At 67.4% G+C, this 22908-nt stretch carries 20 protein-coding genes; 8 read left to right on the forward strand and 12 right to left on the reverse strand.

The window, feature by feature from the left end; genetic code table 11:
* Positions 1-205: hypothetical protein (locus AAFU51_11420; protein MEO1571866.1), on the forward strand; the 205-nt coding region annotated here is incomplete at its 5' end.
* A gap of 6 nt (positions 206-211) precedes the next feature.
* Here the strand turns inward: AAFU51_11420 and AAFU51_11425 are convergent.
* The 7 genes from AAFU51_11425 to AAFU51_11455 form a co-directional block, all read right to left on the reverse strand.
* Positions 212-838 (reverse strand): hypothetical protein, encoded by a 627-nt coding sequence (locus AAFU51_11425; GenBank protein MEO1571867.1) that lies wholly within the window; start codon positions 836-838, stop codon positions 212-214.
* 125 nt (positions 839-963) lie between these two features.
* Positions 964-1716 carry an SDR family oxidoreductase gene (locus tag AAFU51_11430; GenBank protein ID MEO1571868.1) on the reverse strand — a complete coding sequence of 251 codons (753 nt, stop codon included), beginning with the start codon at positions 1714-1716 and terminating at the stop codon, positions 964-966.
* Between the two features lie 35 nt (positions 1717-1751).
* Positions 1752-3080, reverse strand: coding sequence for an FAD-binding oxidoreductase (locus AAFU51_11435; GenBank protein ID MEO1571869.1), 1329 nt, complete (start codon positions 3078-3080; stop codon positions 1752-1754).
* Positions 3081-3083: 3 nt separating this feature from the next.
* Positions 3084-4016 (reverse strand): UbiA family prenyltransferase, encoded by a 933-nt coding sequence (locus tag AAFU51_11440; protein MEO1571870.1) that lies wholly within the window; start codon positions 4014-4016, stop codon positions 3084-3086.
* 59 nt (positions 4017-4075) lie between these two features.
* Entirely contained in the window at positions 4076-5302 is a 1227-nt protein-coding gene (locus tag AAFU51_11445; GenBank protein ID MEO1571871.1) for an MFS transporter, read from the reverse strand.
* A gap of 61 nt (positions 5303-5363) precedes the next feature.
* Positions 5364-6161, reverse strand: coding sequence for a DUF4037 domain-containing protein (locus AAFU51_11450; GenBank protein ID MEO1571872.1), 798 nt, complete (start codon positions 6159-6161; stop codon positions 5364-5366).
* 8 nt (positions 6162-6169) lie between these two features.
* Positions 6170-6934, reverse strand: a complete 765-nt coding sequence (locus AAFU51_11455; GenBank protein MEO1571873.1) for a TMEM175 family protein — start codon at positions 6932-6934, stop codon at positions 6170-6172.
* 221 nt (positions 6935-7155) lie between these two features.
* Between AAFU51_11455 and topA the strand changes: the two genes are divergently transcribed.
* Positions 7156-9759, forward strand: coding sequence for a type I DNA topoisomerase (topA, locus tag AAFU51_11460; protein ID MEO1571874.1), 2604 nt, complete (start codon positions 7156-7158; stop codon positions 9757-9759).
* Positions 9760-9856: 97 nt separating this feature from the next.
* The gene (locus AAFU51_11465) at positions 9857-10234 is read left to right on the forward strand and encodes a hypothetical protein (GenBank protein ID MEO1571875.1); all 378 of its coding nucleotides are present in this window, start codon (positions 9857-9859) and stop codon (positions 10232-10234) included.
* A gap of 14 nt (positions 10235-10248) precedes the next feature.
* On the opposite strand, the gene ppdK is transcribed toward AAFU51_11465, so the two are convergent.
* Both ppdK and rsgA read right to left on the reverse strand, forming a co-directional pair.
* Positions 10249-13023, reverse strand: coding sequence for a pyruvate, phosphate dikinase (gene ppdK, locus AAFU51_11470; GenBank protein MEO1571876.1), 2775 nt, complete (start codon positions 13021-13023; stop codon positions 10249-10251).
* 146 nt (positions 13024-13169) lie between these two features.
* Positions 13170-14177 (reverse strand): ribosome small subunit-dependent GTPase A, encoded by a 1008-nt coding sequence (rsgA, locus tag AAFU51_11475; GenBank protein ID MEO1571877.1) that lies wholly within the window; start codon positions 14175-14177, stop codon positions 13170-13172.
* A 184-nt stretch (positions 14178-14361) separates the two neighbouring features.
* Here rsgA and AAFU51_11480 point away from each other — a divergent pair, with 184 nt between their 5' ends.
* Complete coding sequence (locus tag AAFU51_11480; protein MEO1571878.1) at positions 14362-14595, forward strand: hypothetical protein; 234 nt, start codon at positions 14362-14364, stop codon at positions 14593-14595.
* Positions 14596-14600: 5 nt separating this feature from the next.
* A complete protein-coding gene (locus AAFU51_11485; GenBank protein ID MEO1571879.1) occupies positions 14601-14849 on the forward strand; it encodes a hypothetical protein in 249 nt (82 codons plus the stop codon).
* Positions 14850-15091: 242 nt separating this feature from the next.
* Here AAFU51_11485 and AAFU51_11490 read toward each other — a convergent pair whose 3' ends face one another.
* Positions 15092-16513, reverse strand: coding sequence for an adenylate/guanylate cyclase domain-containing protein (locus tag AAFU51_11490; GenBank protein MEO1571880.1), 1422 nt, complete (start codon positions 16511-16513; stop codon positions 15092-15094).
* A 282-nt stretch (positions 16514-16795) separates the two neighbouring features.
* Here AAFU51_11490 and clpB point away from each other — a divergent pair, with 282 nt between their 5' ends.
* A complete protein-coding gene (gene clpB / locus AAFU51_11495; protein ID MEO1571881.1) occupies positions 16796-19531 on the forward strand; it encodes an ATP-dependent chaperone ClpB in 2736 nt (911 codons plus the stop codon).
* Positions 19532-19603: 72 nt separating this feature from the next.
* The gene (locus AAFU51_11500) at positions 19604-21112 is read left to right on the forward strand and encodes an AAA family ATPase (protein ID MEO1571882.1); all 1509 of its coding nucleotides are present in this window, start codon (positions 19604-19606) and stop codon (positions 21110-21112) included.
* An 86-nt stretch (positions 21113-21198) separates the two neighbouring features.
* On the opposite strand, the gene AAFU51_11505 is transcribed toward AAFU51_11500, so the two are convergent.
* Together AAFU51_11505 and AAFU51_11510 are read right to left on the reverse strand one after the other, a co-directional pair.
* Positions 21199-21576: a hypothetical protein gene (locus tag AAFU51_11505; protein MEO1571883.1), complete on the reverse strand. Its 378-nt coding sequence runs from the start codon at positions 21574-21576 to the stop codon at positions 21199-21201.
* Positions 21577-21993: 417 nt separating this feature from the next.
* The gene (locus AAFU51_11510) at positions 21994-22350 is read right to left on the reverse strand and encodes an endonuclease domain-containing protein (protein ID MEO1571884.1); all 357 of its coding nucleotides are present in this window, start codon (positions 22348-22350) and stop codon (positions 21994-21996) included.
* Positions 22351-22506: 156 nt separating this feature from the next.
* On the opposite strand from AAFU51_11510, the gene AAFU51_11515 reads away from it, so the two are divergent.
* The gene (locus AAFU51_11515) at positions 22507-22821 is read left to right on the forward strand and encodes a heavy metal-binding domain-containing protein (GenBank protein ID MEO1571885.1); all 315 of its coding nucleotides are present in this window, start codon (positions 22507-22509) and stop codon (positions 22819-22821) included.
* The last annotated feature ends 87 nt before the right edge of the window (positions 22822-22908 follow it).

The following is a 22908-nucleotide window of genomic DNA, read 5'->3' on the forward strand; positions in this document are numbered from 1 at the left end:
AGGGCGTGTCGCTTGGGTGGCATCGGCGTGGCTTGGAAAAGCGCCGAAGTTACCTCACATTTTCCAGACAGAGCCTAGCGAGACTGCTAAGAACGCAGGATGGCTTCTCAAAGCTGTGGTCGCGAAAGACCGCAGGCGGTTTGATACGAAAAAAGAGGCGCAGACTCGCCAGTATCGATGGACAGAGGACTTAGGAACGGACTGATGTTCGTCACGCCTCCACGTTCACGTTGCGCATCGCGGCGAGGGCGGCGAGGCCGTGGGCGCGCAGGAGGTCCTTGATCGTGTCCATCGGCACGCGGCCTTCGGCGGAGACGAGAAAGCGGCCCGCGACGATGACCTGCAGCTCGGCATAGTCGCCGCGCACCTCCTCATAGGCCCGGTGCCCCTCGAACTCGGTCGTCCGCTCGTAGCCCTCGCTCGACTCCCGGTCGATGGTGACGCCCATCCAGCCCACGCCGAACATCGTCAGTTGCGGGAACGTGCCGAGGTCCACGATATCGACCTCCACGTCGGTGCCCGCGTCGTCCTCAAACGTGGACGCAACGCGCGATACGGACATGCCCATCGCGCCTTCGGTGGCGCCTTCGATCTCAGTGCGTGTCAACCCCGCAGCTTCTTCAGGGACGAGCGCGCGGAGATCGCGGAAGTTGACGGGGGCAGAGGCGCGCCGCCCGTCTTCGCCGAACGCATCCTGGATCTGGTCCATGGCGTCGGCAATCGCGTCCTGCGGCGACTGCGGCGTGTCAGGGTCCGTTGCCTCGGTCGCAGTCGGACCGGCACCCGGCGCGTCGGCGGGGTCTCCACACCCGCCGCACACGGCGAAGGTCAACAGCATGGCGAGACAGAGAACGGATGCAGTACTACGACACATGGTATTGCAAACGGATGAGTTAGACCGAGTCGCTATTCCAACGTACGACGCCTTGCTCGAACAACCCTCACCCCAGGATGTGATATCCGCTACAGTCCCAGCCGCTTGAAGACGCGCTCGGGCAGATTCCGCAGCACGCCCATGATGGGCCGCCACCACGACGGCGTGTGGACGATGTCGCGGCCGCGCGTCATCGCGGCGTAGATGCGATCCGCCACATCCTCCGGCTCGGCGAAGAGGACGCCCTGCTCCAAGTGCGCCGTCATAGGCGTCTTGACGGGGCCCGGCTTTACGGTCAGCACGGTCACGCCCGCCGGAGCGAGTCGCACGCGTAGCCCTTCGAGGAACCGCGTCACAGCCGCCTTGGCCGCGCCGTAGACGTAGTTCTCGCGCCGCCCGCGGTCGCCCGCCACCGACGAAAGCACGGCGATCAGCCCGCGCCGCTCGGCTTCGAAGTAGGCGGCCACGGGCGTCAGCAGCGCCAGCACGCTCGTCGCGTTGACCTCGAAGGCGTACCGCATTGCCTCGACAGAACGCTCAGCCTTGGCTTGGTCGGGCAGCAGGCCGTGCGCCACCAGCACCGCGTCGATGCGGCCGAGGTGCGCCACGGCGGCGTCGAGGAGCGCTGGGTGGCGGTCGTAGTCAGTCGCGTCGAGGAGGAACGGCTCGGCGAGTGCCGCTCCATGGGCGAGGAGGTCGGCCGCAACGGCATCGAGCTTGGCCGGGTCGCGCGCAGCGAGCACGAACGACGCGCCCTCGGCGGCGAAGCGACGACACGTCTCGTGCGCGATGCGGGACGTGGCTCCCACGACGAGCAGACGACGGACGGTGAGACGAGGCATCCTGTGGGGTGTGGATGTGTGCGGGTGTGGACGTACTATGACTCCGATGCCGTGACGCGACGCCAGAAGGAGGACGAGAACTTCGGATCGACGTGCGCGCCGAAGGCCTCCCAGTCTGGGTACGACGCGCGAAACTGCGCAGGCGACATGACCGCGTCCTTCGCCGGATAGAGCGCGCCCCCCGCCTCGATGGCGATGGCGTTGAGGCGGCGCACGAGCGCGAGCGTCTCAGGGCCCCGATGCGGGAGGTCGAGCGCGAGCGTGATGCCGGGGCGCGGGAACGAGAGCAACCCCGGCGAGGGCACGTCGCCGAACGTCTTAAGCACGGCCAGAAACGATGCGGCCCCCGCTGCGCTGATCGCGGCGAGGAGCGCCTCCGTCACCGCCACGCCGTCCGCGAACGGAACCACGCACTGGTACTGTAAGAACCCGCGCCGCCCGTAGATCCGGTTCCAGTTGCCGACGGCGTCGAGCGGGTAGAAGAACGGCTCGTAGTGCGTCTGGGAGCGAGCGACGTCGCGACGCTGGGCGTGGTAGTACACCGCGTTGAAGGCGCGCACCGTGAGCGCGTTGAGCGTGCCTGAGGGTACGTCGAACGGAGCGGCGAGCTTCTGTCTAAAGCGCGACGGCGCGGGCAAGCCGCCCGGCGCGTGGTGTCCCTGCATGAAGAGCCCTCGCCCCGCCGGCGAGAGCGCGTCGATCCAGGCGACGGTGTAGGGCTGGTCGGCCGCAGCCCCGGCGAGCGCCAGGAACTCCGGGAGCGAGCGGAAGCGCGTCCGCGTCACCGCGATCTGGTCGCTCGGGATCGGGATCGCCTGGAACTCGGCCCACGTGATGAGCCCCGTCAGCCCTAGCCCGCCGATGGTGGCTCGGAAGAGATCGTCGTGCTCCCCGCTGGGCGTGAGGAGGAGGCGCTGCCCGTCGGACCGCACCAGTTCCATCGCCGTGACGAAGCGGCCGAACGTGCCCGCAATGTGGTGGTTCTTGCCATGCACGTCGTTGGCGATGGCCCCGCCGAGCGAGACGAACTTCGTCCCTGGAGTGACGGGCAGAAACCACCCGGCCGGGACGAGCACGTCGAGCAGCTTGGCAAGCGTCACGCCGGCCTCGGCCCGCACACGCCCCGTCACCCGGTCAAAGGCGATGAGCCGGTCGAGGCCGTCGGTGTCGAGCAGCACGCCGCCGCTGTTGAGACAGGCATCGCCGTAGGAGCGGCCTTGCCCGTAGGCCAGCACGGGCCGTTCGGACGCGCCGAGGTCGGGCAAGGCATCGCGCCACGCCAGCCGCTCCACAGCAGCCGGGCAGGCAACCGGGTAGCGGCCCCACGAGGCATAGTTCTTCGAGAGCAAGTCTGCCGGTGCCATGAACTAGATGCGTACGACGGCAGCGATGGCGACGAGCGCGGCGACCGCACCGAAGACGAGGTAGCTCGCCGGGTCCTTGACCGTGAACAGGATCGGGTCATCGTCCATGTCGCCGCGGTGGGCGAGCAGCCAGATCCGCATCTGCCAGTAGATCAGCAGCGGGCTCAGCAGCCACAGCAGCGCAGGCGACCGGTAGAGCATCATCACCTCGGGGCTGGTGAGGTAGAGCGCGAGGACGAGCACGGCGAGGTAGGCGCTCGTGGTGCCGAAGTTACGCAGCATGCCGAGGTCTTCCACCTGGTAGCCGCGGTTGTTGGCCCGCGCCTCGACGTTGGTTTCGAGGATGCGAAGCTCGGCGTAGCGCTTCACGAGGGCGAGCGCGAGGAAGAAGAAGAGCGAGAAGCTCAGCAGCCACTGCGAGATGGGGATGCCCGTGGCCGCGCCGCCCGCGAACACGCGCAGCGCGTAGAGCCCCGCGAGCACCAGCACGTCCACGATGGGCAGCCGTTTGAGCGCATACGAATACGCGACCGTCGTCAGTAGATAGAGCCCGAGCACCGCCGCGAACGTGGCTGGGAGCTGCCACACGGCGAGCGCAAACCCGGCGGCCACGAGCGCCGGCGCGAGCACGTAGCCAACCTCCGGAGCAAGCGCACCCGATGCGAACGGGCGATGCCGCTTCGTAGGGTGCAGCCGGTCGGCCTCGCGGTCGACAAGGTCATTGAGCACGTAGGTGCCACTGGCGCACAGGCTCAGCGCGAAGAAGGCGAGGCTGGCATCGAGCCACACGCTGACATCCATGAGCCGGTGGCCCATCAGCATCGGCAGGAAGACGAGGCCGTTCTTCACCCACTGGTGCAGCCGTACCGCGCGCACCGCTGCCCAGCTCGGTGAAGGGGCTGTAGCTGCTGCGAGAGGCGACGAGTTCGAGGCCATGTCAGTGTGGTGATCCAGCGCCGTCGAGTGGTGCGGTCGCAACCTACTCCGGCTTGCTGCTAGGCGACAACCGAATCGGCGTTCTCAGTAGGGTCGTAGTCTGCACGCTGCTCGACGCGCACGGCGGCCCGGCGAAACGCCCCGCTGCTGCCGAGCGCCATCGCGAGCGCGAGGACGACCAGAATCGAAAACGATCCGCGCAGGCTTGTCGCCTCGGCCACGAAGCCGAGCAGCGGCGGGCCGAGCATGAAGCCCATGTAGCCCACACTCGTCACCGCCGCGATGCCGACACCGCCCGCGAGCCCCGGCACGCGCCCGGCCGCGCGGAAGAGCGACGGCACCACGCCCGCAAAGCCAAGCCCCACCAGCCCAAATCCGACGACGGCCAGCGGAAGCACCGGTGCCACGAGGCACAGCACGAGGCCGACCGCGCCGAGGAGCGTACCGCCGCGCACGAGCCGCCGGTCGCCGAAGCGCGCCGTGAGCGCGTCCGCCGCGAAGCGCGCCGTCGCCATGCACCCCATGAACACGCCGAAGCCGAGCGCGGCCAGGCTCGCACTCGCGCCGTGCACGTCCTGGAGAAACAGCGCGCTCCAGTCGCCCATCGCACCCTCGACGATCAGTCCGCAAAACGACAGCGCCGCGAGGCCCACGACTGGCCCACGTGGCAGCGTGAACGTAGGCTCGTCCGAGCCGATAGATGCCTGCGTCGCCGTGTCCGGCTCGTGCTGTCGCACGGCCCACCCCTGCGCAATCGCCATGCCTGCGAACACGACGCCCGCGGCTGTGAAGTGGACGAATAGAGAGACGTCGAGCGCGGCCATCGCCGCGCCAAGGCCTGCACCGAGCATGCCGCCGAGGCTGAACACGCCGTGGCACGCGCCGAGGATAGGCCGCCCGCCGCGCGTCTCGACCCCCACCGCCCAGGCGTTCATCGACACGTCCACGAGGCCGCTCGCGAGGCCGATGAGCACGAACGCCCCCGTGAGCGGCCACAGGCTCTCGGCGAGCCCCGGCCCGGCCTGCGACAGCCCCATCACCGCGAGGCCGAGCAGCGCGATGCGGTGCGCGCCATGCCTCGCCACGAGGCTGCCCGTCGCCGACGCTGAGATCACGAGCCCGAGCGCCAAGCCGAGTAGGGCTGCGCCGAGTTGCGCCTCGTTCAGTCCCGTCTGCGCCTGGATCTCGGGGATGCGCGCCGCCCAGCTTCCATAGAGCACGCCGACCGCCCCAAACGGGAGCACGGCCGAGCGCAGCAGCGGCGTCGAGAGGAAGTAGGGGACCATAGACAGCGAACGTTTCAGAACGTGCAAGATCCGACACGGACGCACCGCGCGCAGGCTTCGCTCAGCCCCTCGGCATCCCCTCGCTTCCTACAAGCGCGTCGAGGCCGTCGCAGAGCGCGTCGACGGCAGCCACCCGCTCGGCGGACGATGCCAAGAGGAGGGTTCGAACCTGCGCGTCGAAGCCGTCGGGGACGAGCGGGAGGCGCGAAGCGTGCCAGAGGAGCCGCTTTTCGCCGGGGTGCGGGGCGCGGTTGAGCGCGAAGAGCACGTCGAAAAAGCTCGCCAGCAGCGCAGTTGTGCGGTGGTTGACGCTCACCGCGTCGTCCCGGTCGACGGCGCGGGCGAGTTGGTAGCGAAACGAGGCCGTCGTCGTGCGGAGCAGCGGGTGGTTTTTCGCCACGATAGCCTGGCGCAGCGGCTCGGGGTAGGGTTGCTGCGCCCGCGCGCGCAGCGCCGCGTACCACCCGTCGCGGTCGAAGAGCACCGCCGAGGTGCGGACGTTGTGCCAGAGACAGGTCGAGGTGCCCACCGACGCCTCGTGGCGCACCAGCACCCGGTCGAGTTGGTCCTCGATCCACGACGGCGCGCGAAACATCGCGTCGAAGCGGCGGCCTGCGGTGTCGGTCCACTCGTCGCCCGGCTCGAAGAACGTGTTGCCGACTTCGGCGTGCTGCGCATCAGCCGGAACGACAGATCGGCGTTCGTTGAGCGAGAGGGGCGGGTCGGCGTAGACGTAGAGGTCGGCGTCGGCGTCCGGTCCGCCTGCGCCGGTGGCGAGCGAGCCGCCCAGCGCCACGGCACGGACGCTCGGAAACGCGGCGTAGCGGTCGGCGACGGCCTGGATGGCATCGGGCTGCATGGACCTCCTCAGGCGACGAGTGAGGATTCCTCGTGTTCGCCCTCTAGACCTTGGTCGTTCTTGGCTACTGCACCAAGCGCTAGGTCTTCATCAGGCACCAGGTCACGCTCCGGCGCGCGCTCGCCCGACCACCAGCCGTGGACGCCACACAGCGGCCCGAGCAGCGCATAGATGAAGCCTGGCGCGCCGATCGTGAGCCCCCACCCCAGCACCGCTAGCGCAATCGACAGCAGCCCGACGAGCACAAACAGCCCGTAGTGCCGCGCAAGCATCGCGGCCTCGTGACGCTCGTAGACGCTCAGCCCGAGCGCGTCGCGTCGACGATAGGCATGCCCATACAGCAGCATCACGCACGCGAAGATGGCGACGAAGCCCACGCTGTAGAGCACGAACAGCAGTTGCAGATCGCCCTCCGACTGTAGGCCGAACTGCGCGCCGCCCGTGCCCATCACGAGCGCCGCCTGCATCTCGGCCATGAACTTGAGGGGGTAGACGTAGAACAGCACCACGAAGAGCAGCGCCGTGTTGAGGACCACCGTGAGGCCGTCGTCGAGGCCGTAGCGTCGGAAGAAGGCGTTGTGGACGCTCCAGATCAGCACGAGCGCGAGGAAGCTCACCCCGAACGCACCGAAGCCGCGCAGGTCGGCGACGAGTTCGGGGAACGTCTGCGGCACCTCCAGCGACACGACCAGCAGCGTCGCCGAGAAGCCAAACACGGCGTCGCTGAAGCCTTCGAGGCGGCTCACGGGGCGGGTGCGCTTCCAGGGCAGCATGGCACGGCGGCGGGGGGATCGGAACAGCGAAGGATAGCACGCCGCGCGCCATTAAGCTTCTTCGCGGAGTGACTTTGGCGGGAACGCCCGTGTGCGGCTTGCGTGAGACGCGCCCGGTTTCGCCCCTCTCCGCGCGCCGCTGACCCGCTGTTGGCACCCATCGCGCCTTAGGTTGGACGGCTCCCGCGAGCCCATCCGCACACGCTCATCCTCGCCCCTCTATGAAGCGCCTCGTCGTCGTCGAATCGCCGACCAAAGCCCGCACCATCCGCAAGTTTCTCCCGGCCGACGCCTACCAGATCGAGGCGTGCATGGGGCACGTGCGCGATCTCCCCTCGTCGGCGGCGGAGATCCCGGAGTCGGTCAAAAAGGAGAAGTGGAGCCGCCTTGGCGTGAACGTCAACGACGGCTTCACCCCGCTCTACATCGTCCCGCCGGAGAAGAAAAAGGTTGTCCGCGAGCTCAAGAAAGCGCTCAAGGACGCCGATGAGCTCTACGTCGCGACGGACGAGGATCGCGAGGGCGAGTCGATCGGCTGGCACCTGCTGCAGGTCCTGGAGCCGAAGGTACCCGTGCGCCGCATGGTCTTCCACGAGATCACCCGCGAAGCCATCGAGCGCGCCGTGGAGGAAACGCGCGAGATCGACCACCGGCTGGTGGACGCGCAGGAGACGCGCCGCATCCTCGACCGCCTCGTCGGCTACACGATCTCGCCGCTGCTCTGGAAGAAGATCCGTCCGAAGCTCTCGGCAGGCCGCGTGCAATCGGTCGCCGTGCGCATGCTGGTCGGGCGCGAGCAGGAGCGCCTCGACTTCATCCCGGCGGGCTACTGGGACCTGAAGGCGACGCTGGCGCAAGCCAACAAGAATGGTGATAGCCAGGCCTTCGAGGCGAAGATGACGCACCTCGGCGAGGAGCGCCTTGCCACCAGCCGCGACTTCGACGAGAACACCGGCAAGCTTAAGGACGGCACCGACGGCGTCCTCGTCCTCAAGGAGGCCGATGCCCGTCGCCTCGCCCAGACGCTGCCCGGTGCCGACTGGCGCGTCGCCGAGGTCGAGACGAAGGAGCGCACGCGCAAGCCCGCTGCACCGTTCATCACCTCGACGCTCCAGCAGGAGGCCAACCGCAAGCTCGGCCTCAGCGCCCGCCGCACGATGCAGATCGCGCAGGCGCTCTACGAGCAGGGCCACATCACCTACATGCGTACCGACAGCCCGACGCTCTCCGGCGAGGCCATCGGTGCGGCGCGCTCAGCCGTCGAGAAGCGCTACGGCAAGAACTACCTCAGTCCGAGCCCGCGGCAGTACGGCGGCAAGGTGCGCAACGCGCAGGAGGCGCACGAGGCGATCCGTCCTGCTGGCACGGCCATGAAGACACAGCGCGAGCTCGGCCTCACAGGCCTCGACGGCAAGCTCTACGACCTCATCTGGAAGCGCACCGTCGCCAGCCAGATGGCCAACGCGAAGCTACTCGCCACCCGCGCCACCATTACAGCTGAAATGGGCACGGCCACCGCGGGCGACGAGGTCGCGACATTCCGCGCCAACGGCCAGACGGTGTCGTTCCCCGGCTTCTTCCGCGCCTACGTGGAGGGCTCCGACGACCCCAACGCGGCGCTCGACGACCGCGACAACCCGCTGCCTGAACTCAGCCAGGGCGACACGCCCGCGTGCCAGGAGGTCGAGCCGCTCGGCCACGAGACGCGCCCGCCCGCCCGCTTCACGGACGCGACCATCGTCCGCGCGCTCGAATCGGAGGGCATCGGCCGCCCGTCGACGTACGCCTCGATCATCGACACGATTATCAACCGCGGCTACGTCCGCCGCCAGGGCAACCAACTCCTCCCGACGTTCACGGCGTTCGCCACGAACAACCTGCTGGAGCAGCACTTCAGCCGCCTCGTGGACAGCGAGTTCACCGCGCGCCTCGAAAACGCCCTCGACGACATCGCCGACGGCGATGCCAAGGCGCGGCCCTACCTCGACGACTTCTACCACGGCGACGACGGCCTCGAAGCCCGCGTCACGGACGGCCTCGACAAGGTCGACGCGCGCGGCGTCTCGACACTGGAGCACTTCAAGTGGACGCCGTTCCTCGTGCGCGTCGGCAAGTACGGCCCCTATGCCGAGGGCGAGATCGACGGCGAGACGCAGACAGCGTCGCTCCCCAACGACGTGGCCCCTGCCGACGTGACGCGCGAGGCGCTCGAAACGCTCGTCCGCGAGTCGAACAGCGAGCAGATGCTCGGCATCCACCCGGACGCCGACCAGCCCGTCTTCCTCAAGTCCGGCCCCTACGGCCCCTACGTCCAGCTCGGCGACGACGAGCAGGAGGGCAAGCCGAAGCGCACCTCGCTCCCGAAGGGCCTGGAGCGCCGCGACGTGACGTTCGAGATCGCACAGAGCCTGCTGGAGCTTCCCAAGACGCTCGGTACGCACCCGACGGACGGCGCCGACATCAAGGCCAACATCGGGCGCTACGGCCCCTACGTGCAGCACCACCGCACCTTTGCCTCGCTCAAGAAGGAGGACGACATCCTCAACATCGAGTTGCCGCGTGCGCTGGAACTGCTCGCCGAGAAGACGAAGAAGAACGAGCCGCTGCGCACCCTCGGCGCACACCCGGAGTCGGGCGAGCCGATTGGCGTCTACGAGGGCCGCTACGGCCCCTACGTGAAGCACAAGCGTATCAACGCCACGCTTCCCAAAGGCACCGCCATCGACGAGGTGACGCTGGAGCAGGCTGTCGTGCTCATCAACGAGAAGGCCGCGAAGAAGGGCAAGAAGAAAGGCGGGCGCAAGAAGAAGGCGAAGGCATCGTAAGGTGTGGACGTGTGAACGCGTGCAGGTGTGAACGTGGAGCGCTTCGCAACACACTCGCACCTCGCGTCATCCTGAACTTGATTCAAGATCCTCTCGCATGGACCCACGCGCCTCTGCCACGCTCAAACAGCTCCTGCTTAGGATCCCTGCCATCGGCGGAGCCATCGGCACGGGCCACCGAGACGGACTGTGGTGGGTCAAATTTCGAATCGACCTTCAACACCCGCTGGCCTGGCGCGTCGTCCAGGAACTTGCGTGGGTGCTGAACTATCTCTCGCTTCGGGAGCGACTCCCAACGGTGTTCACGCCCGTGTCGCCCGCGCCGTACCTCAACGGTGGACCCGATGACTACCTGTCGTGGATTGTTGAGGCCAAGGACGCGTCCTTCCGACCTGGTACCTGCGCGAAGTGGCTCGAAGGACGCCTTCCTCAGCCCGTTGAGGACGAGGCAGCATGGCAGAGCGAGCAGGATTGATCTGCCTCTGATTCCTACGAGGCGAGCGCGGCCTGCGCTGAGGCAAGCCGAGCGATGGGGATACGGAACGGGGAGCACGAGACGTAGTCGAGGCCGACCGCGTGGCAGAACGCCACCGAGGCGGGGTCGCCACCGTGCTCGCCACAGAGGCCCACCTTGAGGCCTGGCTTCGTTGCGCGGCCCGATGTGGTCGCCATCGAGACGAGTTGGCCGACGCCCTCGCGGTCGAGCGTCTGGAACGGGTCGGCGGGCAGCACCTTGCGGTCGAGGTAGGCGGGGATGAACGTGCCTGCGTCGTCGCGGCTGTAGCCGTAGGTCATCTGCGTGAGGTCGTTGGTGCCGAACGAGAAGAAGTCGGCCTCGGCGGCGATGGCCCCCGCCGTGAGCGCCGCGCGTGGGATCTCGATCATCGTCCCGACGAGGTAGGCGACCTCGGCCCCGCGCTCGGCGAAGACCTCCGCTGCCACGCGCTCCACGACGGCGCGCTGGTCGGCGAGCTCGGCGACTGTCCCGACGAGCGGCACCATCACCTCGGGCTGCACATCGACGCCCTCGGCCTGCACCTCCACGGCGGCCTCGAAGAGGGCGCGGGCCTGCATCGCCGTAATGCCCGGGTTCGTGATCCCAAGGCGGCAGCCGCGGTGACCGAGCATCGGGTTGACCTCGGCGAGCCGTGCCACGGCGGCCTGCACCTGCTCGATGGGCACGCCGAGGCGGTTGGCGGTCTCCTGCTGGCTCTCGGGCGTGTGCGGGACGAACTCGTGCAGCGGCGGGTCGAGAAGGCGGATGGTGACGGGGAAGCCGTCCATGGCGCGGAAGATGTCCGCGAAGTCGGCACGTTGGAACGGGAGCAGGCGGTCGAGCGCGGCAGCGCGGGCGGCGTCGGTGTCGGCGAGGATCATCTCGCGCATGGCCCCGATCCGGTCGTCACCGAAGAACATGTGTTCGGTGCGACACAGGCCGATCCCGGCGGCCCCGAACGCGCGGGCCTGGGCGGCGTCGGCAGGCGTGTCGGCGTTGGCGCGGACGCCGAGCGTGCGGGCGGCGTCCACCCAACCCATGAACGTCTCGAAGTCGCCCGTCAGCTCGGGCTCGACGAGCGCTTCCTGACCGAGGATGACCTCGCCGGTGGAGCCGTTGATCGAGAGCCAGTCGCCCGCCTCCACGACCGTGTCACCCACGGTAAAGCGGCCCGCCACCTCGTCGACGACGAGCGCGCCGCAGCCGGAGACGCAGGGCGTCCCCCAGCCTCGCGCCACCACGGCGGCATGACTCGTCATCCCGCCGCGCGCTGTCAGGATGCCCTGGGCGGCGTCCATCCCACCCACGTCCTCCGGGCTCGTCTCAACGCGCACGAGGAGCACGCGCTCGCCCGCGTCACGCTGTCGCTCGGCCTCGTCCGCCGTGAACACGACGCGCCCGACGGCCGCCCCTGGCGAGGCCGGCAAGCCCGTGGCGATCACGCGGCCGGCATAGCGATCAGCGTCAGCGAACTGTGGGTGCAGGAGTTGGTCGATGTGGTGCGGCTGCACGAGCGAGCGCACGGCGGTCGGCGGGTCGGCGAGACCCTCCCGCACGAAGTCGACGGCGATCTTGAGCGCGGCGGGGCCGGTGCGCTTGCCGTTGCGCGTCTGGAGGAGGAAGAGGTGTCCGTCCTGGACCGTGAACTCGACGTCCTGCATGTCGGCGTTGTGCGCTTCGAGACGGCGCGCGGCGTCCACGAGTTGAGCGTACACGCCGGGGAATGCTTCTTCCATCTCGGCGATGGCGCGCGGCGTGCGGAGGCCGCCGACCACGTCCTCGCCCTGGGCGTTGGCGAGGAACTCGCCGAAGAGGGCGGCCTCACCCGTGGCTGGGTTGCGCGTGAAGAGGACGCCCGTGCCGCTCGTCGGGCCGGTGTTGCCAAAGACCATCGCCTGGACGGTCACGGCGGTGCCGACGAGGTCTTGCATCCGGTTGATGCGGCGGAATTTGACGGCGCGGTCGTTATTCCACGAGGCGAAGACCGCGTTGATGGCGAGGCGCAGCTGGACGCGCGGGTCGGTCGGGAACGGTGCACCCGCGTGGGTTTCGTAGACGGCCTTGTAGCGCGCGACGAGGGTGCGGAGGTCGGCGGCGGTGAGGTCGAGGTCGGACGTGACGCCGCGCTCGGCCTTGAGCGCCGCGAGCGCCGCCTCGAAGTGGTGGTGCGGGACGCCTGTGACCACATCGCCAAACATGTCGATGAAGCGACGGTAGGCGTCGTAGGCGAACCGCTCGTTGCCCGTAGTCCGGGCGAGCCGCTCGGTGACGGCGTCGTTCAAGCCGAGGTTGAGCACCGTGTCCATCATGCCGGGCATCGACTGCGCGGCCCCGCTGCGTACGGAGAGCAGGAGCGGAGCCTCTGTGTTGGTGGCCGCCGTCGCGGGTGCTCCATCGCCGCCGACCTCAGTCGCGTCTTCAGCCTCGCCGAACTGTGCGCCCAGGATCGCCTCAATGTGACGCAAGCCTGCGTCCACCTCCTCGGCGAGCCCGTCGGGCCACGCGCCCTCGTGGTCGATGGTGTATTGGCAACAGACGGTGCTGATCGTGAAACCGGGGGGCACCGGCAGGCCGATGCGACTCATCTCGGCGAGGCTCGCGCCCTTGCCGCCGAGGAGCGGCTTGAGGCTCAGGTCGCCGTCGGCCTCGCCCGCGCCGAAGCGGTAGACGAGGCGGCCAGAGAGGTTGGCGACGGGTGCGCTCGTGTCGGAAGCAGAAACAGCGGGAGGGGCACCGTTCGAGGAACGGCGGTCGGGCGCGGCAGACATGCGGCTGGAGGGGCTGGGAGGGACGGGCAGATCAGCGCAGGAAGCGCTTCCGAGAGAGGCACCGTGGCTACGGGGCACACCGACGCGGGATCCGAGTCCTCAAACCTTCACCCTTCCTCCGAAACGTTCATCTACCACAGGCGATGCTACCGTCCCCGGTCCTCGCCACTGCGGAGCGATGCGAGGATGTTGAGGTAGCTGCCGTAGCGCTCCAGCGTGACGGTGCCCTCATCCACAGCCGCCGTGACCGCGCAGCCAGGCTCGTGGTCGTGCGTGCAGTTGGGGAAGCGGCAGTCCTGGATGAGCGGGCGCATCTCCACAAAGTAGCCGCCGAGTTCAGGGGGCGTCATGTCCCAGAGGCCGAACTCGCGGATGCCGGGCGTGTCGACAACGTAGCCCCCGGCCGCGAGCGGGTAGAGCGTGTAGAATGTCGTCGTGTGCTTGCCCTTCTGCGTCTTCTGGCTCACCTCGCCCGTCCGCAGGTCAAGCGCGGGGTCCACGGCATTGAGCAGCGACGACTTGCCGACGCCGGACGGCCCTGCGACCACGCTCGTTCGGTCGGTGAGCGCGTCGCGAAACTCGTCGACGCCGATGCCGAGTTCGGCGCTCGTGAGGAGGACCGGGTAGCCGAGGCTCTCATAGAGCGATATCCAGAACCCGATGGCCTCTTCGGCCTTCTTGTGGCCCACCATCAGGTCGGCCTTGTTGATGACGACGCCCGCCTCCACGCCGTACGCCTCGGCCATGACGAGCACGCGGTCGACGAAGCCGCTGTTGAACTTCGGCGCGAACACCGACTGCACGCACCACGCCGCATCGACGTTGGCGACGAGGACGTGCTCGCGGCTGTGGCGACGGCCGGCAGCGCGGCGCGAGAGCTTCGTCGTGCGTGGGCGAATGTCGGTGATGAGCGCCGTGCCGTCGTCTTCGAGCCGGATCTCCACGTGGTCGCCGACGGCCACCGGGTTGGTCTCGTCGATCTCCTCGGCGATGAGCCGGAACTTGCCCCGCGCCCGCGCCTGGATGCGCTCGCCGTCGGGCAGCAGCACATCGTACCAGCTCCCCGTCGAGCGCGCGACGACGCCCTCCGCGGTGGACGGTGCCTCGGGGGCAGCCTCGGGGGCGGGGTCAGCTTCGGGACTGAGATCGGACATGGAGGAGTGTGGGGCGGTGTTACCGTGTTGCGGTGGGCCTACGAATGCACCGCCCCACCGCGTAACTGCTGCACCGCCGCACTCTCTGAAACACAGGGGGCCTCTGAAACACAGCGGGGCAGTCTTCTCGTACAGGCAGCGGTCCGGTTTCGATCCATGCCCTCCCACTTGAACCTCAGCGACCATGCCTTCCGATAAGTCTGGCAGCACCGACTCGCCCTTCGCCGACGTCCGCGCCGCCTTCGACAAGCTCGCCACCGCCGACAAGACCGCGTTCATCGTCGAGGCCACCGTCGGCACGATCTCCAGCGCCATCGAGGAGACGAGCCAGCGCGTCACCGACTGGTTCGACGCGATGGACCCGGAGAAGCCGGCTGGCGCTGACAAGGGCACGAAGAACACCGACGACACGAAGTAGCCGCCGTGTCCGAGCCGAATTGGGTCGAGCGCTTCGAGCGCGCCGGACCCGTGGGGCGTGTCAAGCTCCTCGGCGGGGGTGCCGTGCGTCTGCTCGCCCTCGGTATCGAGCGCGTCCTCGACCGCACCGCCGAGACGATCGCGCTCGCAGAGCAGAACGTCCGCAAGGAACTCGACCCGAACATCTCCGACGCCACGATTCTGGAGGAGCAGGACGAGTCGGAGCGGAGAGACAGCGACGAGGCGAAGGGGTGAAAGAGGTGTGGACGTGTGCAGGTATGAAGGTGAGCCAGCCGGTTTGACTCCCCCCGCTTGACGCGCCTGAACGGCGGTCAAGCTGTCCCCCTCACGCGTGAGGGGGACAGTTCGAGGAGCGTAGTTCGTCAGAACGGAGGCGACGAGAACGGGGGGAGGCGCTTCGGCTAGAGGCTGTTCGCAGCGCGCCCTTGAAATTGAGGACAGTCTCCTACTTCATCCTTCGTCCTTCTGCCTTCCCCTCACGCCTCGCTTTCCTGTTCCAGCAGGCCGCGGACCACGCGGGCGGCGCCGGGCGGGAGCGCGGTGAAGCGGACCGTGATGAGGTCGCCCTCGCGGTCGATGACCTTGCCGTAGACCGTTTGGAGGCTCACAACCTCCGCGTCGTCGGGCGGCGGAAGGTAGAGTTGGAGGTTTTCGAGCAGCGTGAGCGCGTCCGGGTCGGCGGTGCGGAAGACGGCGGCGAGGCGTGAGAGCGCGACCAGTTCGGCGTCGGTGCGGTCGCCGGTGAGCATCACGCCGTCGATGCGGGCATACCCGAACGGCAGCGGCGCAGCAAGCGTGACGGGGTCGTCCTCGTCGGGGATGAGCGTGCAGTCGTAGGGGCCGCCCACGCCCACGGCGTCGCACACGGGGATCGGCTGCGGGAAGCCCTTCACCGAGACGCGCATCTCGCGGGCCACCTCGACCTCCGCTTCGGCCGCGTCGACCGTCGCTTGCGAGGCGAGCACCTGACCGCCGACCGTGTACGACTCGATGCGCGCGGCCAGGTTGACGTGGCTCCCGACGACGCCGTACTTCGCGCGGCGCTCGGAGCCGATGTTGCCGACGATCACCTCGCCCGTGTGCAGCCCGATGCCCATGCGCAGCGGCGCGATGCCGAACGAAGCCAGCCGTTCGTTGACGCCGCCCATCGCGTTCTGCATTCCAATGGCGCAGGCGAGCGCCCGCCCGGCGTCGTCGTCGCGCTGCATGGGCGCGCCGAAGAGCACGAAGATGCCGTCGCCGATGAACTCGTTGATGGTGCCGTTGTGCGCGGTGATGACATCGGCCATTGCGCCGAGGTAGACGTTCAGGATCTCGACGACGCGCTCCGGCTCCAGCGCCTCGGCGAGCGCCGAGAAGCCGCGGATGTCGCTCATGAGGATCGTCACCTCGCGCCGTTCACCGCCCAGCCGCAGCGCCTCCGGATCGGCGAGGAGCGTCTCGACTACTTCGGGTGAGAGGTAGCGCCCAAACGTGGAGCGCGCCAGCCGCCCGCGCGCCTCGCGCTCCGCCTCCTCAATGGCCTTGTCGAGCGTGATCTCGAGGTCGCTCAGGTCGATGGGCTTCGGGAGGAAGTCGAACGCGCCGCGGTTCATCGCCGCGCGGATGTTCTCCATGTCGCCGTAGGCCGTCACCACGACGGGCCGGAGCGTGCGCTGCTCGGCCTTCGTGCGGAGGTGTTCGAGCAGCGTGAGCCCGTCCATGCGCGGCATGTTGAGGTCCACGAGCGCCACCTGGATCTCGGGCGTCTCGGCCATCACTTCCAGCGCCTCGACGCCGTCCTGCGCGAAGTGGAATTCGTAGTCGCCCTGCCGGATGCGGCGGCGGAACTTCTGGCGCACGAGCAGCGCGAGGTCCGGCTCGTCGTCGACGACGAGGATGTGGGTGGGCGTGGGCACAGGGAGCGGGTCGGAGGTGAGAGGCGATGGAAGGTACCGCGCGCCTCTCTACGATGGTCCAGGCGGTGAGGTTTGGAAGGTCGAAGGTCGAAGGTCGAAGGTCGAAGGTCGAAGAAGCAAAGCGGCTTCAGAGGTGAGGCCAAACGAATTCGTCGCGTCCGGCCTCCCCCCTATTCGCCAATCGCTAGTCCCTAGTCGCCCTACTCTGCCATCCTGACAGGCCCCATGCGCTTGGCACGCCGTTCGTTCTAGCCCGAGCAGCAAACTCAACCACACCCGACTATGAACGTCCAGAAGTTTACCGTCAAGGCGCAGGAGGCCGTGCAGGCCGCGCTGGAATTGGCGCAGAGCCGCCAGCACCAGGGCCTCGAACCGGCGCACCTCCTGAAGGCCTTCCTCAACGACGAGGGCGGGCTTGCCCGCACGCTGCTCGGCAAGCTCGGCGCGAACCTCGACTACCTCGACGCCAAGACCGATGCCGCGCTCGACGCGCTGCCGAAGGTGAGCGGTGCCTCTGTCTCGGGGCAGTACCTCGGATCCGGCGCGAAAGCTCTGTTCGACATGGCGCTCGCCGAAGCCGAAGCGCTCAACGACGAGTACGTCGCCACGGAACACCTCCTCCTCGCGCTCGCGCAGGACCGTGGCCCCGTCGGCCAGGCGATGCAGCAGCAGGGCGCGGCGAAGGCGGCGCTCTTGACCGCGCTCCAGGAGACGCGCGGCAGCCAGCGCGTGCAGGACCCCTACGCTGAGAGCAAGTACGACGCGCTCAACCGCTACGCCCGCGACCTCAAAGTCCTCGCCGCCAAGGGCAAGATCGACCCCGTGATCGGGCGCGACGAGGAGATCCGCCGCGTGCTGCAGATCCTCTCGCGGCGCACCAAGAACAACCCCGTCCTTGTCGGCGAGCCGGGCGTCGGCAAGACGGCCATCGCCGAGGGCCTCGCCATCCGCATCGTGCAGGGCGACGTGCCCGAGGGCCTCAAGACGAAGCGCATCATGGCGCTCGACATGGGCGCGCTGATCGCGGGCGCGAAGTACCGCGGCGAGTTCGAGGACCGCCTCAAGGCCGTCGTTAAGGAAGTCGCGGAGTCGGAGGGTGAACTGATCCTCTTCATCGACGAGATCCACACGCTCGTGGGCGCTGGCGGCGGCGACGGCGCGATGGACGCGGCCAACATCCTCAAGCCCGCCCTCGCGCGCGGCGAGCTGCGGGCCATCGGCGCGACCACGCTCGACGAGTACCAGAAGTACTTCGAGAAGGACAAGGCGCTCGAACGGCGCTTCCAGATGGTGCTCGTCGCGGAGCCGTCCGTCGAGGACACCGTCGCTATCCTGCGCGGCATCAAGGACCGCTACGAGGTGCACCACGGCGTCCGCATCACCGACGGGGCCATCGTGGCCGCCTCCGAACTGTCGGACCGCTACGTCACGAACCGCTTCCTCCCCGACAAGGCCATCGACCTCGTCGACGAGGCCGCTGCCCGCCTGCGCATCGAGATCGACTCGATGCCAGAGGACCTGGACGCGCTCGAACGGCAGATCCGCCAGCAGGAGATCGCCCGCGAGGCGGTCAAGCGCGAGGGCGACACCGAGCAGGAGGCCGAGATCACGCGCATGCTCGCCGACCTCGAAGAGGAGCGCGACCGGCTGCGCGCGCGCTGGCAGCAGGAGAAGGCGCTCATCCAGACGATCAAGGAGAACAAGGCCGCCATCGACGCGCTCAAGACCGAGGCCGAGAGCCTGGAGCGCCAGGGCGAGTTCGGGCAGGTCGCCGAGATCCGCTACGGGCAGATCCCTGGCCTCCACGCCGAGATCGCCGACGCGACGCAGGAACTGGCCGAGGTCCAGAAGGGCGGCGCGCTCCTGAAGGAAGAGGTCGACGCCGAAGACATCGCCGACGTCATCAGCCGCGCGACGGGCATCCCCGTGAGCAAGATGCTGGAGACGGAGAAGGAGAAGCTGCTCCAGATGGAGCGCGAACTCGAGAAGCGCGTCGTCGGGCAGCCCGAGGCGATCCACGCCGTCGCGAACGCCGTCCGCCGAGGCCGTGCGGGGCTCCAGGAAGCCAGCCGCCCCATTGGCTCGTTCATCTTCCTCGGCACCACGGGCGTCGGTAAGACCGAGTTGGCAAAGGCGCTCGCCGAGCAGCTCTTCGACAACGACGACGCGGTCGTGCGCATCGACATGAGCGAGTACCAGGAGCGCCACGCCGTCTCCCGGCTCATCGGCGCGCCTCCCGGCTACGTCGGCTTCGACGAGGGCGGGCAGCTCACCGAGGCCGTCCGCCGCCGCCCCTACTCGGTGGTGCTGCTCGACGAGTTCGAGAAGGCGCACCCCGAGGTGTTCAACGTGCTCCTGCAGGTGCTCGACGACGGCCGCCTGACCGACTCGAAGGGCCGCACGGTCGACTTCACGAACACGCTCGTCATCATGACCTCCAACCTCGGCTCGGACCTAATCCAGCGCCGGATGGAGGCGCAGTCGATTTCTGGGGGTGACGGCCCGCTCACGGAGCGCGACCTCGACCAGCTCGGGGCCGACATGATGGCGCGGCTGAAGCAGCAGCTCCGCCCGGAGTTCCTCAACCGCATAGACGAGACGGTAGTCTTCCGCCCGCTGGGCCGCGACCAGATCCACCGCATCGTGGAGATCCAGGTCGAGGGCCTGCGCCGCCTCGCGCAGAAGAACCACAAGCTCGACCTCGTGCTCACCGCCGCCGCGAAAGACGTGCTCGCCCAGCAGGGCTACGACCCAGTGTTCGGCGCGCGCCCGCTCAAGCGCGTCATCCAGCGCGCGCTCGCCAACCAGCTCGCCGAGCAGATCCTCGCCGGGTTCGTCCGCGAGGGCGACGCCGTCAAGGTCGATGCCTCGGCCGACGGCGCGGGCGTGACGCTGGAGACCGTACCTGCCGGAACGGTTGTCGAGGGCACGCCGCTTTCGAATGGCGATGGCGCGACTGGCGATCCGGAGGTGCGCCGCCCTGGCATTCAGCCAAACGCACCAACGGCGCAGGCGTAACGATAAGGCGACTGCAACCTCCATCAAGCGGGTGCTGTACTTTTGAGCAGCACCCGCTTTTTCGTTACAGCTATGATCACGCGGCTCCAAATTGACGGCTTCAAGAACCTGCTGGACGTAGATGTCCGGTTCGGTCCCTTCACCTGCATTGCCGGCGCGAACGGCGTTGGCAAATCCAACCTCTTCGACGCAATCAGCTTTCTGAGCCGCCTTGCCGACTCGACGCTTAACGAAGCAGCTTCACGCGTGCGTGATCCTGAAGCCCGCTCCGGCGATCTCCGTTCGCTCTTTACGCTGGTAGGCGACGAGCGCAGCGAGGTCATGAAGTTTGGAGTCGAGATGGTCGTTCCTCGCGAGGCCACAGATGACCTCAACCTGCCTGCCGAGGCGAGCATCACGCTCTTGCGGTACGACTTGCACCTTGGGTTTGAAGAAGGGGACCACGTCACGAAGTCAGATCGCCTCACCATCCGCTACGAATCGCTCGTTCATCTCAACCGAGGCGGCACAAACGCGAAGCGGGTGTTGCCCTTCCTCGGAACGTCATGGAAACGAAGCGCCACTTGGCGTAAGGATGTCCTCCTGGGAAAAAGGAATGCCCCCTTTGTCTCCACGGTCGATGTCAACGGTGATAGGCTCGCGGCAAAGGATGCCAGCCGTGCTTCTCGGATTCAGCGACATCAAGACGGCAACCAAGGACGCCCGTATCCCTTCGATATGGCGTCCCTGCCACGTACAGTGCTTTCGACCGCCAATTCGCTCGAGAGCCCGACCATGCTTGTTGCACGACGCGAGATGCAATCGTGGTCCCTCTTGCATTTCGAACCCAGTGCGCTTCGCAGTCCAGACGACTTCCGAGCACCGGGACACATGGCCCCGAATGGCGCACACCTACCAAGCACACTCTATCGGCTTGCTCATCGCACCAGCCATGAACCAGACGACATCTACGCAAGCATTGCGAATCGGTTGGCCCAGTTGATCGACGATGTACGGCTTGTCCACGTTGATCGTGACGCGACACGAGAACTATTGACCCTACAAATCCAAGATCGAGCAGGCACGTTTCATTCGGCTCGCTCGCTCTCTGACGGTACACTACGTTTTTTGGCACTCGCAGTACTCCAAGAAGACCCTGACGAGCGCGGCGTATGGTGTCTTGAGGAACCGGAGAACGGCCTACACCCTGCTCGTATTCCGGCAATGATGGCACTGCTGACTGACATCGCAACGGACACGGGGAGCGCTGTCGGTCACGACAACCCCCTACGCCAGGTCATCATCAACACCCATTCGCCGGGCGTTGTCCAGAACGTTCCCGATGAGAGCCTACTCGCCGCAATGCCTGCTCAGGTGAAGCGGGTAGGCACTTGGCAACGAACGATCCGATTCCAGGCATTGGACAAGACCTGGCGCACAGATCAGGCAGACCCACCTGCGCAGTTGGTAGGTAAAGGGTGGCTGCTAGACTATCTCAACCGCCCGCCCCCGCTCCATGGTGGGGACGGAGAGGCTAGCGATGAGGTCACGCGGGTCATCGACCGGCCCGACGTGCGGCAGTTGGCGTTTCCCTTCGCGTAATGCGCCTGATACGGTTTACGCTGCTCAGCGACGGCCCCTCGGACCGTACGCTTCTCCCTGTGCTCACGTGGCTGTTTCGTGAGCATCTACCTGAAGGCCTCGTCCTGCAGCAAGCGCACGCGGACTTCCGGCGGCACCAACAGGCACCGGAGCGCTCTGATCTCGGGAAACGCATACGGCTTGCCGCTGAGCTCTACCCTTGCGATGTCCTCTTTGTCCATCGTGATGCAGAGCAAGCAAACCATACCACCGACCGCTTCGAAGAGATTGATGCCGGAGTCCGCGCAGCAGCGCTTGACCTTCCCTGTATCCCTATCGTACCGGTACGGATGAGCGAAGCATGGCTTCTCTTCGACAAAACGGCACTCCGCGAGGCCGCAGGTCGTCCCCGAGGCCGCATGACGCTCACGTTGCCACCCCTTTCCAAAATCGAGCAGGTCGATGCCAAGCAGGTCCTCTTCCACTCGCTGCGGACTGCGTCAGGAACGACGGGACGGAGGAGACGCAGCTTCTCTGTAACGCAGGCTAGACAGCGCGTTGCAGAGTTAATTGAGGACTTCAGTCCACTGCGGGCACTGGAAACGTTTGGAATACTGGAGCAGAACGTCGCTGATCTCTGCTCGCAGCTCAATGGCAACTGAGGCACAGGAGAAAGCCGCCGTAGGGCGTGAGGGCGTCATGCGGGTCCATGCGCAGCAGGCGAGGTAGCTGCGCGGACGTAACGCTGGGCGGTCGTACGTGCTAGCGCGCCACGTACGGTCGTCGGGAGGACGGCGGCGGGGCGGGGCACACCCCCTGTTTCCGTTCGCAGTCGCTTCGCTCCCAGGCGAACGAAAACTGTCCCCCTCGCCCGCGAGGGGGACAGATCGAACGCAGTGAGATCAGGGGGTGAACGTCGCAGCGATGGCCTCCAGCACCGCATACGCATCCGTGAAGACGGCCTCGTTGCGGAAGCACAGCACGCGGAGGCCCTCCGCTTCGAGGTGACGCTGGCGTTCGGCGTCGTAGGCGGTGCGCTCGGGCGTGTCGTGGACGCTGCCGTCGAGCTCGATCACGAGCGACTCGGCGCGGTAGTAGAAGTCCACGATGTACGACCCGATGCCGTGCTGGCGGCGGAACTTGCGCCCGCGGAGTTGGCGGCGTTGCAGGAAGACCCACAGCACCGCCTCGGCGGACGTGCCGTGCGAGCGGAAGTGCTGCCGGGTCGGCTTCTGGCGTGGGAGGTTGCGCGTACGCATGAGCAAGGAGGAGCAGTTTATCCCGCTAGACACGCGGCAACGCGCGCTGTAACGGCCGGCTATCTTCTGTGAAGGAAATTCGAAGCCGGTGGAACGTTTGCGTAGGCGCTGCCGTCTCTCGCTTTCTGTTCTCCCGGCTTTTCCCCGCTACCGTTCATGCTCGTCAGCACCACCTCGTCCCTCGATGGCCGTCCCGTCACGGAGTACCTCGGCCTCGTCTCAGGCGAGGCGATTCTCGGCGCGAACGTGGTCCGTGACTTCTTCGCGGGCATCCGCGACGTGATTGGCGGGCGCTCCGGGGCCTACGAGCGCGAGTTGCGCAAGGCCAAGGACATCGCGCTCGACGAGATGACAGACGCTGCCACCGACCTCGGAGCCGATGCTGTGATTGGCGTCGACCTTGACTACCAGACGGTCGGACAGGGCATGCTCATGGTCACAGCTTCCGGCACGGCGGTCCGCCTCCGCTGATCGCCGCCGTTGGGCGTCTACGCTGACGCCGCTACCACCGCTCACTCCCCGCTGCACCCCGCCTCGTCTCACGCAGCCACCCCGCGC

Source organism: Bacteroidota bacterium, assembly GCA_039821555.1.
In the GTDB taxonomy this organism is placed as follows: Bacteria; Bacteroidota; Rhodothermia; order Rhodothermales; family Rubricoccaceae; genus JBCBEX01.

Coding starts and splice junctions, on each gene's coding strand:
- AAFU51_11425 (MEO1571867.1), bottom strand. CDS start 838: ATGCTGTTGACCTTCGCCGTGTGCGGCGGGTGTGGAGACCCCGCCGAC.
- AAFU51_11430 (MEO1571868.1), bottom strand. CDS start 1,716: ATGCCTCGTCTCACCGTCCGTCGTCTGCTCGTCGTGGGAGCCACGTCC.
- AAFU51_11435 (MEO1571869.1), bottom strand. CDS start 3,080: ATGGCACCGGCAGACTTGCTCTCGAAGAACTATGCCTCGTGGGGCCGC.
- AAFU51_11440 (MEO1571870.1), bottom strand. CDS start 4,016: ATGGCCTCGAACTCGTCGCCTCTCGCAGCAGCTACAGCCCCTTCACCG.
- AAFU51_11445 (MEO1571871.1), bottom strand. CDS start 5,302: ATGGTCCCCTACTTCCTCTCGACGCCGCTGCTGCGCTCGGCCGTGCTC.
- AAFU51_11450 (MEO1571872.1), bottom strand. CDS start 6,161: ATGCAGCCCGATGCCATCCAGGCCGTCGCCGACCGCTACGCCGCGTTT.
- AAFU51_11455 (MEO1571873.1), bottom strand. CDS start 6,934: ATGCTGCCCTGGAAGCGCACCCGCCCCGTGAGCCGCCTCGAAGGCTTC.
- topA (MEO1571874.1), top strand. CDS start 7,156: ATGAAGCGCCTCGTCGTCGTCGAATCGCCGACCAAAGCCCGCACCATC.
- AAFU51_11465 (MEO1571875.1), top strand. CDS start 9,857: ATGGACCCACGCGCCTCTGCCACGCTCAAACAGCTCCTGCTTAGGATC.
- ppdK (MEO1571876.1), bottom strand. CDS start 13,023: ATGTCTGCCGCGCCCGACCGCCGTTCCTCGAACGGTGCCCCTCCCGCT.
- rsgA (MEO1571877.1), bottom strand. CDS start 14,177: ATGTCCGATCTCAGTCCCGAAGCTGACCCCGCCCCCGAGGCTGCCCCC.
- AAFU51_11480 (MEO1571878.1), top strand. CDS start 14,362: ATGCCTTCCGATAAGTCTGGCAGCACCGACTCGCCCTTCGCCGACGTC.
- clpB (MEO1571881.1), top strand. CDS start 16,796: ATGAACGTCCAGAAGTTTACCGTCAAGGCGCAGGAGGCCGTGCAGGCC.
- AAFU51_11500 (MEO1571882.1), top strand. CDS start 19,604: ATGATCACGCGGCTCCAAATTGACGGCTTCAAGAACCTGCTGGACGTA.
- AAFU51_11510 (MEO1571884.1), bottom strand. CDS start 22,350: ATGCGTACGCGCAACCTCCCACGCCAGAAGCCGACCCGGCAGCACTTC.
- AAFU51_11515 (MEO1571885.1), top strand. CDS start 22,507: ATGCTCGTCAGCACCACCTCGTCCCTCGATGGCCGTCCCGTCACGGAG.